At 76.1% G+C, this 15,042-nt stretch carries 8 protein-coding genes and 11 pseudogenes; 6 read left to right on the top strand and 13 right to left on the bottom strand.

Annotation, left to right across the window (positions count from 1 at the left end; genetic code table 11):
• On the top strand, positions 1–1,297 hold a 1,297-nt coding region (locus UK94_RS68280), incomplete at its 5' end, for a transglutaminase domain-containing protein (protein WP_313949609.1).
• 88 nt (positions 1,298–1,385) lie between these two features.
• Here the strand turns inward: UK94_RS68280 and UK94_RS28195 are convergent.
• The 13 genes and pseudogenes from UK94_RS28195 to UK94_RS75270 all read right to left on the bottom strand — a co-directional run bounded on the left by UK94_RS28195 (position 1,386) and on the right by UK94_RS75270 (position 11,346).
• Positions 1,386–1,793 carry a DUF3040 domain-containing protein gene (locus UK94_RS28195; RefSeq protein ID WP_041939071.1) on the bottom strand — a complete coding sequence of 136 codons (408 nt, stop codon included), beginning with the start codon at positions 1,791–1,793 and terminating at the stop codon, positions 1,386–1,388.
• 168 nt (positions 1,794–1,961) lie between these two features.
• Positions 1,962–2,196 (bottom strand): annotated as a pseudogene (locus UK94_RS68275) (DNA polymerase IV); the annotation flags it as partial.
• Between the two features lies 1 nt (position 2,197).
• Positions 2,198–2,254: pseudogene (locus UK94_RS68270) on the bottom strand (hypothetical protein); the annotation flags it as partial.
• Between the two features lies 1 nt (position 2,255).
• Positions 2,256–3,072, bottom strand: a pseudogene (dinB, locus tag UK94_RS28190) (DNA polymerase IV); the annotation flags it as partial.
• 12 nt (positions 3,073–3,084) lie between these two features.
• On the bottom strand, positions 3,085–3,194 hold a 110-nt coding region (locus UK94_RS68265), incomplete at its 3' end, for a hypothetical protein (protein ID WP_268761691.1).
• Between the two features lie 67 nt (positions 3,195–3,261).
• Positions 3,262–4,116: methyltransferase domain-containing protein (locus UK94_RS28185; protein ID WP_235490327.1), on the bottom strand; the 855-nt coding region annotated here is incomplete at its 3' end.
• Between the two features lie 305 nt (positions 4,117–4,421).
• A pseudogene (locus tag UK94_RS68260) lies at positions 4,422–5,592 on the bottom strand (error-prone DNA polymerase); the annotation flags it as partial.
• Between the two features lie 14 nt (positions 5,593–5,606).
• Positions 5,607–6,653: pseudogene (locus UK94_RS68250) on the bottom strand (error-prone DNA polymerase); the annotation flags it as partial.
• 1 nt (position 6,654) lies between these two features.
• The coding region (locus tag UK94_RS68245) for a PHP domain-containing protein (protein ID WP_235490325.1) at positions 6,655–7,742 on the bottom strand (1,088 nt) is incomplete at its 3' end.
• Positions 7,735–9,345: a DNA polymerase Y family protein gene (locus UK94_RS28175; RefSeq protein WP_011603344.1), complete on the bottom strand. Its 1,611-nt coding sequence runs from the start codon at positions 9,343–9,345 to the stop codon at positions 7,735–7,737. The genes UK94_RS68245 and UK94_RS28175, both read right to left, overlap by 8 nt.
• 391 nt (positions 9,346–9,736) lie before the next feature.
• A pseudogene (locus UK94_RS68240) lies at positions 9,737–10,045 on the bottom strand (hypothetical protein); the annotation flags it as partial.
• 6 nt (positions 10,046–10,051) lie between these two features.
• On the bottom strand, positions 10,052–10,624 hold the full coding sequence (locus UK94_RS28165; RefSeq protein WP_200912927.1) for an SAV_6107 family HEPN domain-containing protein: 573 nt from the start codon (positions 10,622–10,624) through the stop codon (positions 10,052–10,054).
• Positions 10,625–10,689: 65 nt separating this feature from the next.
• Complete coding sequence (locus UK94_RS75270) at positions 10,690–11,346, bottom strand: hypothetical protein (protein ID WP_268761690.1); 657 nt, start codon at positions 11,344–11,346, stop codon at positions 10,690–10,692.
• A gap of 516 nt (positions 11,347–11,862) precedes the next feature.
• On the opposite strand from UK94_RS75270, the pseudogene UK94_RS68230 reads away from it, so the two are divergent.
• The 5 pseudogenes from UK94_RS68230 to UK94_RS68210 all read left to right on the top strand — a co-directional run.
• Positions 11,863–12,713 (top strand): annotated as a pseudogene (locus tag UK94_RS68230) (AfsR/SARP family transcriptional regulator); the annotation flags it as partial.
• A 1-nt stretch (position 12,714) separates the two neighbouring features.
• Positions 12,715–12,796 (top strand): annotated as a pseudogene (locus UK94_RS68225) (hypothetical protein); the annotation flags it as partial.
• Between the two features lies 1 nt (position 12,797).
• Positions 12,798–13,099, top strand: a pseudogene (locus UK94_RS68220) (tetratricopeptide repeat protein); the annotation flags it as partial.
• Position 13,100: 1 nt separating this feature from the next.
• A pseudogene (locus tag UK94_RS68215) lies at positions 13,101–13,548 on the top strand (SARP family transcriptional regulator); the annotation flags it as partial.
• A gap of 915 nt (positions 13,549–14,463) precedes the next feature.
• Positions 14,464–14,850 (top strand): annotated as a pseudogene (locus UK94_RS68210) (tetratricopeptide repeat protein); the annotation flags it as partial.
• Positions 14,851–15,042: the final 192 nt, after the last annotated feature.

Below are 15,042 nucleotides of genomic sequence, written 5' to 3'. Positions count from 1 at the left end.
GCGCGGGCCGCTGTTCACCTACGACCTGACGGGCGCGCCGACCACTCAGGAAGGCGCCCTCGCCGAGTTCCTCTTCGAGTCGCATCGGGGCTACTGCGAGCAGTTCGCCTCCGCGATGACCGTCCTGGTGCGGCTGCTCGGCCTCCCCGCCCGGGTCGCCATCGGCTTCGTGCCCGGCGAGCAGCAGGCGGACGGCAGCTACCTGATCACGAACCGGCAGGCGCACGCCTGGCCCGAGGTGTGGTTCCCCTCGGTCGGCTGGGTGAGCTTCGAGCCGACCCGCCGCTCGGACGGGGCGACGGCGGCGCCCTCGTACGCGCCCGCCGGCATCGACGATCCGGACGGGGCGGCCGCGCCGCCCGGCCAGGAGAGCGAGTCCGGCGCCCAGCCGCTGCCCGAACCGGTGCCGATGCCCGTGCCCAGTGCCGGGGCGAACCCCGAGGACCCGACCGCGACACACTCCCCGACCGCGGGCCAGGACACCGACACCTCCCCCGGCATCCCCGCCTGGGTGATCTGGCTGTGCGCGACCGTTCCGCCCGTGGCGGCCCTGCTGGCCACCCCGGCGATCATCCGGTTCCGGCGGCGGCGGGCCCGGCTGCGCGCCGGCCGACCCGAGGCCGGGGCGGGGACGGCCGGCGCCGGCGCGCCTGGTCGGACCGGCGCGCAGGGCGTCGACCAGGTGCACGACGCCTGGGCGGAGCTGCTCGACGTCGCCTCCGATCTCGGCATCACGATCCGGGTCAGCGACTCACCGCGGGCCGGAGTGGCCCGGCTGACCGCCTACCTCGACGCCGAGCCCGCGCCCGCGCGGCGGTCCGATCCGGCGGTCGACCGGCAGGCCGATCCCGAGGCGGCGGCGCAGCCGACCGATCCCGAAGCCGACCCGACGCCGGCCGCCCGGTCGTACCCCCAGGCCCGCGAGGCGCTGGCCCGGCTGGCGGCCGCGGAGGAGCGAGCCCGCTACGCGCCCCCGGAACTCGCCGCCCCGCCGCCGCACGCCGAGGTGAGGCGGGACGTCGCCATCGCCTCCGGGACGCTCTGGGCCGTCGCCCCGCGCACCCGACGGATCATGGCCCGCCTCGCACCGCCGTCGGTGTTCCGCCGCCGCGAGCCGGACGAACCGCCCCGCGAGGGCGCCACCGGCCGACTCCGCCGGTACCTGCGGCGCCGCCCCACCGACACCGGACCGGCCCGCTCCGGTGACGGCCAGCGACCCGCGGCGGTGAACGATGGTGAGGTCCGCGTCCCGGAGCCGGCGCACAGCGGTGGGTCAGCGCCGTCGGACGGCCCCTGAATCGGACAGCCCCTGAAATCGTCCAGACGACGGCTGAGGTTCCGCGGCGGCGCGGCGGCTGGGGCTTGTGCCGATGCAGTACCAGGGGCTAGGGCCGGTCCTCCCAGCGGCGCCGCCAGCGCTCCTCGACCCGCTCCATGAAGTGCGCCTTCGTCCGGGATCGTCCCTTCGACCGCCCCCGGCCGCCGGGCCGGCGGCCGCCCGTGTCGCGCCCGCTGATGCGGCGCAGGTCGGCGGCTCCGCGCAGCGCGGCGAACAGCATCATCAGGAACCCGAGGATGCCGAGGATGACGGTGAGCGGCACCTGGTTGAGCACCACGCCGACCACCAGGACGGCGAGCCCCAGCAGGAAGACCACCGCACTGCGGCGCACCCGGCGCAGCAGGTACGTGCGGGGGTCCGTCGACCGCACGGTGCTGGCGAACTTCGGGTCATCCTCGACGAGAGCGCGCTCGATCTGCTCCAGAAGGCGCTGCTCGTTCTCCGAGAGCGGCATCGACGCTCCTCCCACGACCTACAGGCCCGGCAGACGGAACCTGACAACCAAGAATAGGCATGCGCGGGCGGGTGNGGTAGGCAACCCGTCATGCCGGTTGGAACCGAGCCAATCACCTCACGTGTCCCGTGCCCGAAGCAGCGGCGTTCATGCCCGGCCACACCATCGTCACGGAGGCCCCGGCGGGGGCGCGGGTGGGGGTCCCTCGGGGTGGTCGAGCAGAGCCGCCGGACCCACCGCGTCCGCACCGAACCGCTCACGCGCCCGGTCGGCCACCCGGTCCAGCTCCGCCCAGCCGTCGGGCCGTTCTCCGAGCCGTAGCTGCTTGCTGGCGCCCCCCGCGTCGACGAGGTTGCCCGCCCGCACCCCCAGCAGACGCACGGCCATGACCTCGGCGGCGGCGNCCCGGCCGGCGCCGAGCAGACCCAGATCCGTCACCAGGTCCGTCGCCGTGGCGTAGANCGCCTGGGAAACGTCGGTGCCATCACGCAGCGTGCGAGCGCGAGTCACGGTCCGGAAGTCGCCGTAGCGCACCTTGACCGAGATGGTCCGGGCGCGCCGGTGCCGGAGCCGGAGCTGGCCGGCCACCCGCCCGGACAGGCGCAGCAGCTCCCGGGCGAGCGCCGCCGGCTCGGTGATGTCGGTGGCGAAGGTGCGCTCGGCGCCGACGGTGACCTCCGTGGTGGCGGGATCCACCCGCCGTTCGTCGATCCCCCACGACAGCCGGTGCAGGTGGGTCCCGACGGCGTCTCCGAGCGCCCGGCGCAGCGTGTCCACCGGAGTGTCCGCGATGTCCCCGATCGTGTGCAGCCCCAGCCGGGTCAGGGCGGCCTCCGCCCGCGGGCCGACGCCCCACAACGCCCCGGTCGGCAGCGGATGCAGGAAGGCAAGCACCGCGTCGGGGGCGATGACCGCCAGTCCGTCCGGCTTGCACCGGGTCGAGGCGATCTTGGCGACGAACATCGACGGTGCGACGCCGACGGAGCAGGTGAGGTCCTGCTCGGCCGCCACCCGCCGGCGGATGTCCGCGGCGATCCGCGGCGCCGACCCGAACAGCGCCCGCGCGCCGGCGACGTCGAGGAACGCCTCGTCGACCGACAGCGGTGCGACCAGCGGGGTGACGTCCCGGAAGATCTTCATGATCGCGACCGAGGCCGCCCGGTACGCGGCGTGGTCGGGCGCGACCACCGCCGCGGTGGGGCACAGGCGCCGCGCCCGCGCCATCGGCATCGCGCTGCGGACCCCGTACGCCCGGGCCTCGTAGGTCGCCGACAGCACCNCCCCGCGTTCNCCCCCCGCCACGATCATGGGTCGGCCGCGGAGCTCGGGGCGGCGGCGAAGTTCCACCGAGGCGAAGAAGGCGTCCATGTCGACGTGCAGGATCGTGCTCTCAGCGTTCATGGGGACCCGTGCCGCCCGGACTGCGGGCAAGGACGTGCAGCTGCGCCGCCAACGCCCGAAACGGCTNGCGCCCGGCGGCCGCAAGCTCCAGCCGCAGCAGCCGCCGCGCCGCCAGGGCATCGGGCAGGCGCTCCCCCGGCACCAGATCCGCGAAGATCCGCACGCCGTGGACCTCGAGCACCTCCGCCCCCGCGGCCCGGACCAGCGCGACGGCCTCGGCGGTGCTGAACCGTCGGGGCGCCCGACCGGCTGCCGACTCCCTGAGCTCCGACGAGCCGTGATCCGCGCCGGACGGCCGGTGCACGGGGGGCGCGTCCTCGACGAGTGCCGCAAGGGCGGCCTCGAACTGCCCGGCCAGCGCGCGGGCGAGGACCGCGGCGGCGAGACCGGCCACGACGACGCTGAGCGCACCCCCCGGCCGCAGCACCCCCAGCGCCTGCGCGAGCGCGGTCTGCGGATCGTCCACGACATCGAGCACCGAATGGCACAGCAGCAGGTCGGCCTGCCCGGTGCCGACGAGGCCGGTCAGGTCACGCAGGTCCCCCTGCATCGAGGTGACCCGCCCGCCGAGCCCCCGCTCGGCGACGCGCCGGTGCAGGGCGGCCAGCGCGTCGGGCGAGGGATCCACCACGATGACCGGGTAGCCGGCAGCCGCGATCGGCACGGCGAAGCCACCGCTGCCTCCGCCGGCGTCGACGACGAGCGGCCGGCGCGCCCCCACCCCCGGCTCACCCGGTGCCCCCGTCCCGGCGCCCGCGGGCTGGTCGGCCGGGGCTGGCTGCGCCGGGCGGGGCAGGACCGCCCACAGGCCGTGCCAGATCGCGGCCTGCCGCAGATCGCCGCCGGTGACATCGCCGGCAGTGACATCGCCGGCAGTGACATCGCCGGCAGTGACATCGCCGGCAGTGACATGGTCGGCCATCGACATCGCCTCCTCCCCCCAGCCGCCCGCGCCGGTCGGCCCGGTCGGGCGCGGGCGGGTCAGCGGCCCACGACGAGGCCGATGGCGACGCCGACCGCGAGCCCGCCGACCGACAGTCCCAGAATCTGTAGCACCCAGGCGTTGCGCCGGGCCACTGCGGACGGCACCGCACGATGCGCGCCGTGGTGCCGGAACCCAGAACCGGNGAGAGCCATCGATGATCACCTNCTTCGTCACGCGCAACANCCCAGGAGATGACCGATAGTGAACGACGGCTACGCTGCGTGCAACAGCAGGCGAAGGGATCATCGGAAGTCCCGGGAGCGGGAGGTGACGGCGACCGGCAGCGGCCACATCCGCTCGGCGATCACATTGGTCACCCCCTCGGCCCGTTCGAGGCGACCGCGGACGACGAGGGCCACCGCCGTGCGGGCCACGATCCGATGGCGCGCCCAGACCCCGGGCGAGCAGATCACGTTCACCAGGCCCGTCTCGTCCTCCAGGTTGACGAAGGTCGTGCCGCCCGCCGTCGCCGGCCGTTGCCGGTGGGTGACGATTCCGGCGACCAGGACCCGCCGGCCCGCCTCGGCGTCGCGCAGACCCGCCGCCGCCGTCACCCCCTGGGCGGCGAGCCGCTCCCGGAGGAACCGGGTGGGATAGCCCTCGGTCGTGATCCCCGTCGCCCAGAGGTCGGCCACGGACTCCTCGACCCCGGTCATCCCCGGCAGGTACGGCGCGACGGCGGCGACGTCGGCGCCGAAGACCATCCCGTCGAGCCGGTCCGGGCGAGCCTGTGCCACGGCGCCGGCCGCCCACAGCGCCTCGCGCCTCGCCACCCCGAAGCAGGCGAACGCCCCCGCGGTGGCCAGCGCCTCGACCTGATCGACGGACAGTCCGACCCGGCGGACGAGATCGGCCATGCCGGCGTAGGGGCCGCCCGCCACCCGCGTCTCGACGATGCGGCGGGCCAGACTCTCCCCCACCCGCCGGACTCCGGACAGGCCAAGCCGGACCCGCGGTTGCGCGCCGACCAGACTCGCCCCGACCGCGGAGGCGTTGACGTCCGGCCGCAGCACCTCGACGCCGTGGCGGCGGGCGTCGGCGACCAGGCTCTGCGGCGAGTAGAAGCCCATCGGCTGTGCGTTGAGCAACGCGGCGCAGAACGCGGCCGGGTAGTAGAGCTTGATCCAGGAGCTGGCGTACACCAGGAACGCGAAGCTCACCGAGTGGCTCTCGGGAAACCCGAAGTTCGCGAAGGCAGACAGCTTGGTGAACAGGTCGTCGGCCAGCGCGCCGGTGATGCCGCTGGCCGCCATCCCCGTGTAGAGCCGCTCACGGAGCCGTTCGATGCGGTCGGCGGACCGCTTGGAGCCCATCGCCCGGCGCAGCTCGTCGGCCTCCGCCGCCGAGAACCCGGCGATGTCGATCGCCATCTGCATGAGCTGCTCCTGGAACAGCGGAACACCCAGGGTCTTGNCCAGGGAGCGACNCAGCAGCGGATGCGGATAGGTGACCTCCTCCGCCCCGTTGCGGCGACGGATGTAGGGGTGGACCGACCCGCCCTGGATCGGCCCGGGCCGGATCAGCGCCACCTCGACCACCAGGTCGTAGAAGCGCCGGGGCCGCAGGCGGGGCAGCGTGGCCATCTGGGCGCGGCTCTCCACCTGGAACACCCCGATGGAGTCGGCCGCGCACAGCATGTCGTAGACCGCCGGATCCTCCGGCGGGATCAGGGACAGGTCAAGGTCGCGGCCGTGGTGGCCGCGGATGAGGTCGAACGCCTTGTGCAGCATCGAGAGCATGCCGAGCCCGAGCAGGTCGAACTTGACCAGGCCGGCGGCGGCGCAGTCGTCCTTGTCCCACTGGATCACCGTCCGCCCGGGCATCCGGGCCCACTCCACCGGGACGACCTCCCCGACCGGGCGGTCGCAGATCACCATGCCGCCGGAGTGGATGCCGAGATGTCGGGGGAATCCGAGCAACCGGTCGGCCAGCTGGGTCACCTCGGGCGGGATGTCGTGTTCCGGGCCGCCGCCGTCACCCGACGGCGGCGGCCCGGCCGCGGGGAGGGACCACCGGTCGAGCTGGCGGGACCAGGCGTCCTGCTGCCCGGCGGAGAAGCCCAGGGCACGCGCCACGTCCCGCACCGCCGACCGCGGCCGGTAGGTGATCACGTTTGCCACCTGGGCGGCCCGGTCCCGCCCGTAGCGCCGATAGACGTACTGGATCACCTCCTCCCGCCGTCCGGATTCGATGTCCAGGTCGATGTCGGGCGGCCCGTCGCGTTCCGGGGCGAGGAAACGCTCGAACAGCAGGCCGAAGGAGACCGCGTCCACCCCGGTGATGCCCAGGGCGTAACAGACGGCCGAGTTCGCCGCCGAGCCCCGTCCCTGGCAGAGGATCCGGTGCCGGCGGCAGAACTCGACGATGTCATGGACGATCAGGAAGTAGCCCGGGAAACCGAGCTGTTCGATCAGCCCCAGCTCGTGGGCGAGCTGGTCGTAGGCACCGGCGATCCGTTCCTGTCCCGCTGGGCCNTACCGGCGCGCGGCGCCCTGCATGGTGAGCAGCCGCAGCCAGCTCGCCTCGGTGTGCCCCGGGGGAACCGGGAAGTCGGGCAGCCGCGGCGCGACCAGGTGCAGGTCGAAGGCGCACTCGGCACCGATGCGGGCCGCCTGCTCCACCGCGGTGGGAAACCGGGCGAACCGCTGCGCCATCTCCGCGCCGGAGCGCAGGTGCGCGGTGCCCGCGGCCGGCAGCCAGCCGTCCATCTCCGCCAGGCTGCGCCGCGCCCGCACGGCAGCCATCGCCGCCGCCAACCGGGCCGCGCCGGGCGCGGCGTAGTGGACGTTGCCGGTCGCCACCAGGGGAAGCCGCGCGGTGCGGGCCAGCTCGGCCAGAGCGTCGTTGCGGGCCGAGTCCAGCGGATGGGCATGGTCGGCGAGCTCCACCGCCACGTTCTCGCGGCCGAACAGCTCCGCCAGCTCCGCGAGGGCGGCCCCGGCTGCGGCGGGACCGGAGCGGGCCAGGGCCCGGGGAACCGTGCCCTTGCGGCATCCGGTGAGCACCTGCCAGTGCCCGCCGGCCGCCCGGGCGCAGGCCTCGGGCTCGGCCACCAGCCGGCCCTTCTCCCCCCCGGCCAGGTGGGCGTCGGACAGCAGCCGGGCCAGCCGCCGGTAGCCCTCCGGGTCACGGGCGAGGACGAGCAGGTGGTCACCGTCGGGATCGGTCTCGCCCGCTCGGGCCGCCCGCGCCCCGAGCGAGATCTCCGCCCCGAAGACGGTCCGCAGTCCCACCTCCCGGGCCGCCTCCGCGAAGCGGACCACGCCGTAGAGCCCGTCGTGGTCGGTGAGTGCGAGCGCCGACAGCCCCAGCCGCACCGCCTCCTCCACGAGGTCCTCCGGCTGGCTCGCGCCGTCGAGGAAGCTGAACGCGGAATGACAGTGCAGCTCGGCGTAGGGGACGGCCGCGGCCGAGGCGGCCCGCAGCCCCGCTCGCGGCCGGTAGGGGGCCCGCTTGCGCGACCAGGCCGGGCTGTCCCCGCCGTCGCCGGGCTGACCGGTGCGAACCGACGCGTCCCGTCCTCGGTCCCCGCCCGCCAGGCCGGCCGCCGCCGATTCAGTCATAGGACGCCTCCACCCACCACCGCCCGCCCGCGACGGCGAGCAGGTAGGCGCCCCCCTCGGCGACGCTGATCTGGAAACGGGCCCGCCGGCGGGCGTCGGCGTCCCACCAGCGCTCGTCCACCGGCCACGGCCCCGCCCAGCCGGTCACCGGCATCGGCGAGCCCGCGCCGATCGCCAGCCGCGCGGGCGGCGCGGTCACCGTGCACCGGGCGCTGACCCCCACCGGCTCCCCGGCGTCGTCGAGGACGCTGGCCACCAGCGGGGGTCGGTGCACGAGGGTCGGGGCCGGGGCCGGCAGGGTCCCGGGCCAGGGTCGATCCAGCCCGGTGGCCACCCGGGGTTCTCCCCAGGGCACCAGGCGGATCCGGTCCCCGGGATCGCGGCCACCGCCGACCACCGCGGTGAGGACGGCGTCCGGACCGAGCAGCCCCTGCACCCGGGTGAGGGCGCGGCCGACCCGCGCGGCGGCCGCCCCCGGCTCCCCCCACAGCCCGAGCTGGCGACCGGCTGCGGGCACCAGCCCCACCGGTTCGATCCGGAGCCGGACCACCCCGGCCGTGGGCCCCGATCCGGCCGCCCCCCGCGGCCGGGTCGGCATGGCGGCGTGGGCGACCTCGTCGCCGGCCGAGGCCGAACCGGCCAGCCAGCCGTCGAGCTGCCAGCGGACGCGGTCCGTGATGGCCGCGGCCGCGAGCGGGCCGTCGTGGCGCCACGTCCGCACATGGTGTTCCCCGTGGCCGGTCTCCGCCTCCATCCGGATCCCGGTGCAGGCCAGCCCGTGGTCGCGGAGCCGATCATGGGCCTGCTCGGCGAGCCGGCGGGCGGCGAAGGCCGCCTGTTCGACCCGCTCGGCCGGCGGGTCGAACGCCGTGACGACGCCGAGGTCGACCGGATGCTCGCGCGGGGTCACCGGGCGGGGGTCCTCGCCGCGGGCGAGGCGGTGCGCCCAGTCTCCGGGCGGCCCGAACCGGGCGGCGACGTCGGCCGCCGGGAGCGCGGCGAAGCTCCCGAGCGTGACCAGTCCCAGCCGGCGGAGCAGATCGACGAGCTCGGCGTCGCCGAGCAGGTCGACGGGATGCGGGGCGAGGAAGGCCGCGGTCCCCCCGAGGGGGACGACCGCCTCGCCGCGGGCCGCGATCCCGGCCGCGAACGGCCCGTCGGCCACCCCGAGGCCGCAGCGCGGCGCCGGCCCGACCGCCCCGGCCGACCGGACCGCGGCGGGCCAGGCCGCCGTCAGCGCCCGGCGGACCTCGGCGAGGGCGGCCTCGACCCCGCCGAAGTACCGGGCGACGCCGCGTACCGGGACGACGCAGTCACCCGGGCCGCGCACCTCGACGCCGGGGGCCACCGACTCCACCGCGGCGACCAACGGCTCGAAGACCCGGGCGGCGCGGCCGGGGTCGTCGGGCACGAGGGTGATCTCGGGACAGCGGGCCTGCGCCTCCCGGCGGCGCAGCCCCGGGCGGATCCCGGCGCGCCGGGCGGCGGGGGTCGCGGCGACGACCCGCCCGGCGGCCAGCACCGCGCCGGGCTGGTCCGCCGCGACCCCGGCCGCGACGGCCGGCCAGTCCGGGTAGTGCACGGCGAGCATGCGGACCGGCATGTCAGGCCACCTCGACCGGAAGGGCACGCACCACCGCGGGCACCGTCCCACCCGCCTCGACGGCCGGCGGGGCCGCGGCAGGCGGCGCACCGGCCCCGGCCAGCCACGCCCGGCGGGGGCGGCGCGCCGCCCCGCGCCCGGACACCTCCACCAGCAGGTTGGGTGCGCACACCTGGCCATGGCCGGCGCCGAGGCCGTCCCACCGCCGCTCGACGGCGGCCACCCGCAGATCGGCGCCCTCCCAGCCGTCCACGGCGACCAGGACGGCGCCGCGCTCGCGCGCCCGCGCGGTCAGTCGCCGGCCGTCCGCCGGGCGGGACCGGGCCGGCGGGCGGACCACCACCACGTCCATGGCGTCCAGCAGCGCGGCCACGACCACCGGCCAGCGCTNGCCCGGCACGGGGACCAGGGCGAGGCGTTCCAGCGCGATGCCCGCTTCGGCGGCGGCGAGCGCTCCGAGCTGGGCGAAACCCACCACCGCGCACCACGCACCCGCCTGGGAGGGCCCACGCAGCAGGGTCAGCAGCAACGAGGTGGACCCGGTGACGACGATGGTCGTCCCCCGGCGCAGCCCTGCCTCGGGAAGAAGCGCGGCGAGGGTGGAGACCACGGGCAGCAGGCGCTCACCGGTGTCCCCCACCCGCGGCGGCGCACCGCGGGCGACCTCCTGCAGGGCGGCCAACGCCGCCGGACCGGCCACGGCCGGCTAACCCCGCCGCGGCGGGACGGCCGCGGCTGCCGCGACATCGGCCGGACCGGTGCCGGCGAGCACCGGCTGGGACGGCAGCCCCAGCGCGCCCTCGACGACGCCGATGAACTGGTCGACCTGGCGGATCAGATCGTCGGCCTCGCGGCGGCCCACCACGTTCAGGCCGGCCTCGGCGGCCGCTCGCCGACCGGCGCCCGCCGCGAAGAAGTCCGCCCATTCGACGAGCTCGGGAGCCACCCGCACGAGCAGGCACCAGGCGCTGACCGGCCGGCCGCGGCGGCCCGGCCGGGGCCGCGCCCGATCCGCCAGCACGGCGGCGGCGGCCCGCAGGGCGGCGAGATGAGCCAGGGCGTACCGCTCCCCGGCCCGGGGGGCGTACTCCGCCTCCCCGAGACCGCGCCGGGCGGCGGCGAGCAGCTCGTCCCGGGAACGGTGGGGCAGCCCCGCCGCGGGCAGCAGGGCCCGTCCGGGCGGCCCGCTGGATGCTCCGCGCCCGGCGGACGTACCCTCCACCCCGACGGCTCCGCCCGCGGGGCCCGCGCCGCTGACAGGTCGACTCACGACGGCCATGACACCCTCCCGGCGTCGAACACAAGTTCGAATACCTGGAAGGTAACCCTCTCCCGGCCGGCCCGTCAAACACCCGGCTCTCGAACACGCGAGCGAGCCGGCACGACGGCGCTGGTCTCGAGCAGCCGCAGGAACCAGGCCAGCACGAGCAGCGCCACCACGTCGGGCACCCAGCCCAGGCGCGGGTCCGGGACATCCCCCCGACGGGTATCCCCCGGACCCGCGTCCGACGCCCGGACCACCCGGGTGACCTCCGGGACGAGCAGGTCGGGATGGGCCACGACGAGCGCCGTCCCGTCCAGCGCGAACCGGATGATGTTGACCTCGCGGTGCCCCACCAGGCCGCTGGCGAACGCGCCGCGGGTCGGCGTGAGCCACCGCAGCACGCAGCCGTCCGCCAGGCGCACCCGGCCGCCCGCCCGGTCGGCCGCGAAGGCCGCGACCGGCACCCGCCCCATCGGCTCGACCAGCCGCACGCCCTGGCCGTCAAGGTCCAGTTCCAGGACGAACGGACGCCGGGCGGCCATCAGCTCGACCCGCCCCCGCGACGCCCAGTCGGCGAGCACCGCCTGCTCGTCGGTCTCGACCCACACCTGCCGGACCGCGGTGCACCGGCTCGCCGCGGTGACCCGGAAGACCACCTCGTGCGGCAGGCCGCCGGCGCGCCGGGGGAGGGCCTGCGCCCCGGCGCCGACCTCCGGCAACGGCCGCGTGCAGGTCACGGGCCGTTCCGACCGTCCCGACCGTCCCGCGACCGCCTCGGCCCGCGTCCCCGACGCCGCCGCCGGGGAAGGCGCCCGCCCCGGCGCCCCGGGCCGTCGCGACAGGATCCTCGTCACCGCGATCGCCATAATCCCGACACCTCCTACCGTCGGCCGACTGCCGACGGTCCGTCATCCTCGGTTCTCGTCGATCCGGAGTGCACACCTGCGGTGTCAATGAGCGGTGCACGCACGGTCACCGCAGACGTTGAGCGGTCGTTGACAGGTCCCGTGCGCCGTGCCGGGATCACAGCGGGTGCGGTCCTGACGCGGAAACGACAGCGCCCGTGGAGGATCGGTGGTTGCCGCGGGCTCCCCTGCGGGCGCACGCTGCGATAAACAGACATCACCACGGGGCCGTGACGAGAGGACCAGATGCCCGACCGCGACAGCCTGCAGTTCGCCATCCTGGGTCCGCTGGAGGTCACCGCGGCCGGGACACCCNTCTCGCTGGGCGGCGCCCAGCGCAAGGTCCTGATGACCGTTCTGCTGCTCGAGGCCGGCAGGGCCGTGTCGATCCCCCGGCTGATGGAGGTGATCTGGGGCGACTCGCCCCCGGAGGGTGCGCTGCGCACGCTGCGCACCCACGTCAGCGAGCTGCGGCGGGTGATGGCGGACGACAGGCCGCCGCGGGTGCTGCTGCGCAGGGGCGCGGGCTACCTGCTCGACGTGCGGGCCGAGCAGATCGACGTCGAGCGGGTGCGGCGGCTGCTGGCGCAGGGCCGCCGCGCGGTGGACGACGGCGACCCGGTGAGCGCGATCGCCCCGCTGCAGGAGGCCCAGTCGCTGTGGCGGGGGCCGCCGCTGGTCGACGTCGCGGACCATCCGTTCGCGCACGGCTACGCGGAGGCGCTTACCGAGCTCCAGCTCGACGTGACCAAGACGCGGATCGCCGCCGACCTGTCCCTGGGCCGGCACCGGGAGGTCATCGGCGACCTGCGGATGCTGGTCGCCCGTCATCCGCACGACGACGGGCTGCGCCGGGAGCTGGTCGTCGCCTTCTACCGCGACGGCCGGACGGAGGACGCCGCCCGGGCCTGCCGCGACGGCCTGGAGGCCCTGCACGAGCTCGGGCTGGACTCTGCGATGCTGCGCCGGCTGCAGGAGGACGTGCTGCGCGGGGCGCCGGATCTCGCCTGGGCGCCGCCGCGCTCGCTGGGCCGCCCCGCCCAGGTCGCGCCCGCCGGCGCCGGCGGCCACCAGCTCCCGCCGGACACCCCGGAGTACACCGGGCGGGACACCATCCAGGCCCGGGCGCACGCCGTGCTCACCGATCAGGCGGCCCTGGCCCGGGGCACCGTCACGGCGGCCTTCGCCGGCAAGGCCGGNGCGGGCAAGACGGCACTGGCCGTGCACATCGCGCACCGCATCCGCGCCGGGTTCACCGACGCCCTGTACGTGGATCTGCGCGNCACCAGCGAGCCGCTGGAGCCGACGCGGGTGCTCGCCCGGTTCGTCCAGGGGCTCGGGGTCAGCCGGGCCGCGGTCCCCACCGATCCGGACGACCTGGCGGAGATGTACCAGGAGCTGCTCGCCACCCGCAAGGTGCTGATCATTCTGGACAACGCGGCGGGTGAGGCACAGCTACGTCCGCTCATGCCGACGAGCCCGGGCTGCGCCGTGCTCATCACCAGCCGGTCGCGGCTGCACGGGCTCACCGTGCCGTACTGGATGGTCGACGTCCTCATCCCCAGCGACGCGGTGGAGCTGCTGGNCAAGGTGGTCGGGGCGGCGCGGGTCGACGCCGAGCCCGAGGCGGCGCGCGACATCGTCGGCCTGTGCGGGTACCTGCCGCTGGCCATCCAGATCGCCGGGCGCAAGCTGGCCGCGCATCCGCACTGGCGGCTGGCGCGCCTGGCCGGCCGGCTCGCCAACGAGCGGGACCGGTTGTCCTGGCTGGAGGTCGGCGACCTGGAGGTCCGGGCCAGCTTCTCGCTGAGCTACGAGGGTCGGCCGGCCGACGAGCAGCGTGCCTTCCGGCTGCTGTCGCTGCCCGCGGTCAACGACTTCGCGCCGTGGGCCGCCGCGGCCGTGCTCGACGTCGATCTGGACGAGGCCGAGGACGTCGTCGACCGCCTCGCCGACGCGCAGCTGCTGGAGCGGCGTGGCGTCGACGCCACCGGCACCGAACGTTACCGGTTCCACGACCTGCTGCGGGTGTTCNCCCGGGAGCGGGAGACCGGCGTCGGGACCGCGATCGGCCAGCCCGCGTCGACGACGTCGGGCGCCCACCCGGGGTCCGCGGACGGGGAGCGGGCGGGGAACGGCCACGCGGGGGACGGCCACGGCGGGCGGCCCCCGGGGGTCGCGCCCGAAGGTGGCGTCGCCGCCGGCGGCGACGGCGGGCACGGCGCCTCCGACGCCGCGAAACCCGACGATTCGCCGGCGTTGTCCGGTGAACACCAAGCGGCGCTGAGCCGACTGCTGTACGCCTATCAGGTGATGCTGCGTGAGGCGGTCGACACCTTCAGCCCCGGACGCGTCCGGACCCTGTCCGCCGACGGGCCGGACGCCGGCTTCGCCGCGCAGGCCGCCGCCCGGTTCGCCCGCGCGGACCTCGCCGAGGTCGTCCGCCGGCCGCTGGTCTGGTTCGGCGGGGAGCGTTCGAACCTGCTCGCCCTCGTCGAACAGGCGCAGGCCGCCGGGCTCGACCCGCCGACCTGGCTGCTCGCCGTCGAGGCCGCGGAGTTCTACGCGTTCGCGGCGCACTGGGCCGACTGGGCGCGCACCCATGCGCTGGGCCTGGCCGCCGCCCGCCGCACGGGGCACCGCCTCGCCGAGGCCGAACTGCTCACCAGTCTCGGGGAACGGGAGATCGTCCTGACNTTCGAGGAGGCGTTCTGGCGGTTGGACGCCGCCGGGGCCGATCCCGACGGCGAGCCCGCGGTGGCGGTCACCCAGGACGCGCTCGAGCGCCTGGCGCTGGCCACCGAGCGTTTCACCCGGGCACGGGAGATCTTCGCCGGGTTCGGGGCGGAGCTGGGCGAGGCACGGGCCGTGCGCGGGCTCGCCGACGCCTGCCGCGGCCGCGGCGAGTTCGCCGCCGCGCTGGATCACTTCGAGGCCTGTCTGGGCACGATGCGTCGGGCCGGGGCCCGCCGCCTCGAGGCGGAGACGCTGGTCGCCGTCGCCATGACCCACGGCGACCGCAGGGAGCTCGCCGACGCCATCACCTGCCTGACGATGAGCCTGTCGATCGCCCGGGAGCTTGCCAACCGGCCGCTGGAGGCGCAGGCCCAGCGGCGGCTGGGCGATCTCTACCGCTACCGGGAGCGCCCCGAACAGGCGCTGGCGGCCTACAACGAGAGCCTGCCGCTGCTGGCCGAGCTGCCCGACCTGTTGTGGGAGCCGCGCGTGCTGGTGCGCCGCGGCGACATCCTCGCCCAGCTCGACGACCATCCGGCGGCCCGGCGTTCCTGGCAGCAGGGCATCACGCTGCTGCGCCAGCAGGGCTCCCCGGAGCTGNCCGCCGCCGAGGACCGGCTGAGCGCGCCGGTCACCACCGAGCCGACCCAGTTCACCGGCGGCCGGCTGCTCGGCGCCTTCGAACCGGCCTACTTCATCGCCCGGGTCGCCGCCTCGCGGCGCAGCGTGCGGTTACTGAACACGTGGACGGACCTGGTCTCCGCGCCGCATCGGGACGCCTTCACCGACGCG

The sequence above is a fragment of the Frankia sp. AvcI1 genome (assembly GCF_001420875.1).
GTDB classification, from domain to species: domain Bacteria; phylum Actinomycetota; class Actinomycetes; order Frankiales; family Frankiaceae; genus Frankia; species Frankia alni.
This window is presented reverse-complemented; position numbering and strand designations above follow the sequence as displayed.

What these genes read in the sequence shown, in the direction of transcription:
- UK94_RS28195 (WP_041939071.1), bottom strand. Translation starts at nt 1,793, where the DNA reads ATGCCGCTCTCGGAGAACGAGCAGCGCCTTCTGGAGCAGATCGAGCGC.
- UK94_RS28175 (WP_011603344.1), bottom strand. Translation starts at nt 9,345, where the DNA reads ATGCCGGTCCGCATGCTCGCCGTGCACTACCCGGACTGGCCGGCCGTC.
- UK94_RS28165 (WP_200912927.1), bottom strand. Translation starts at nt 10,624, where the DNA reads ATGGCCGTCGTGAGTCGACCTGTCAGCGGCGCGGGCCCCGCGGGCGGA.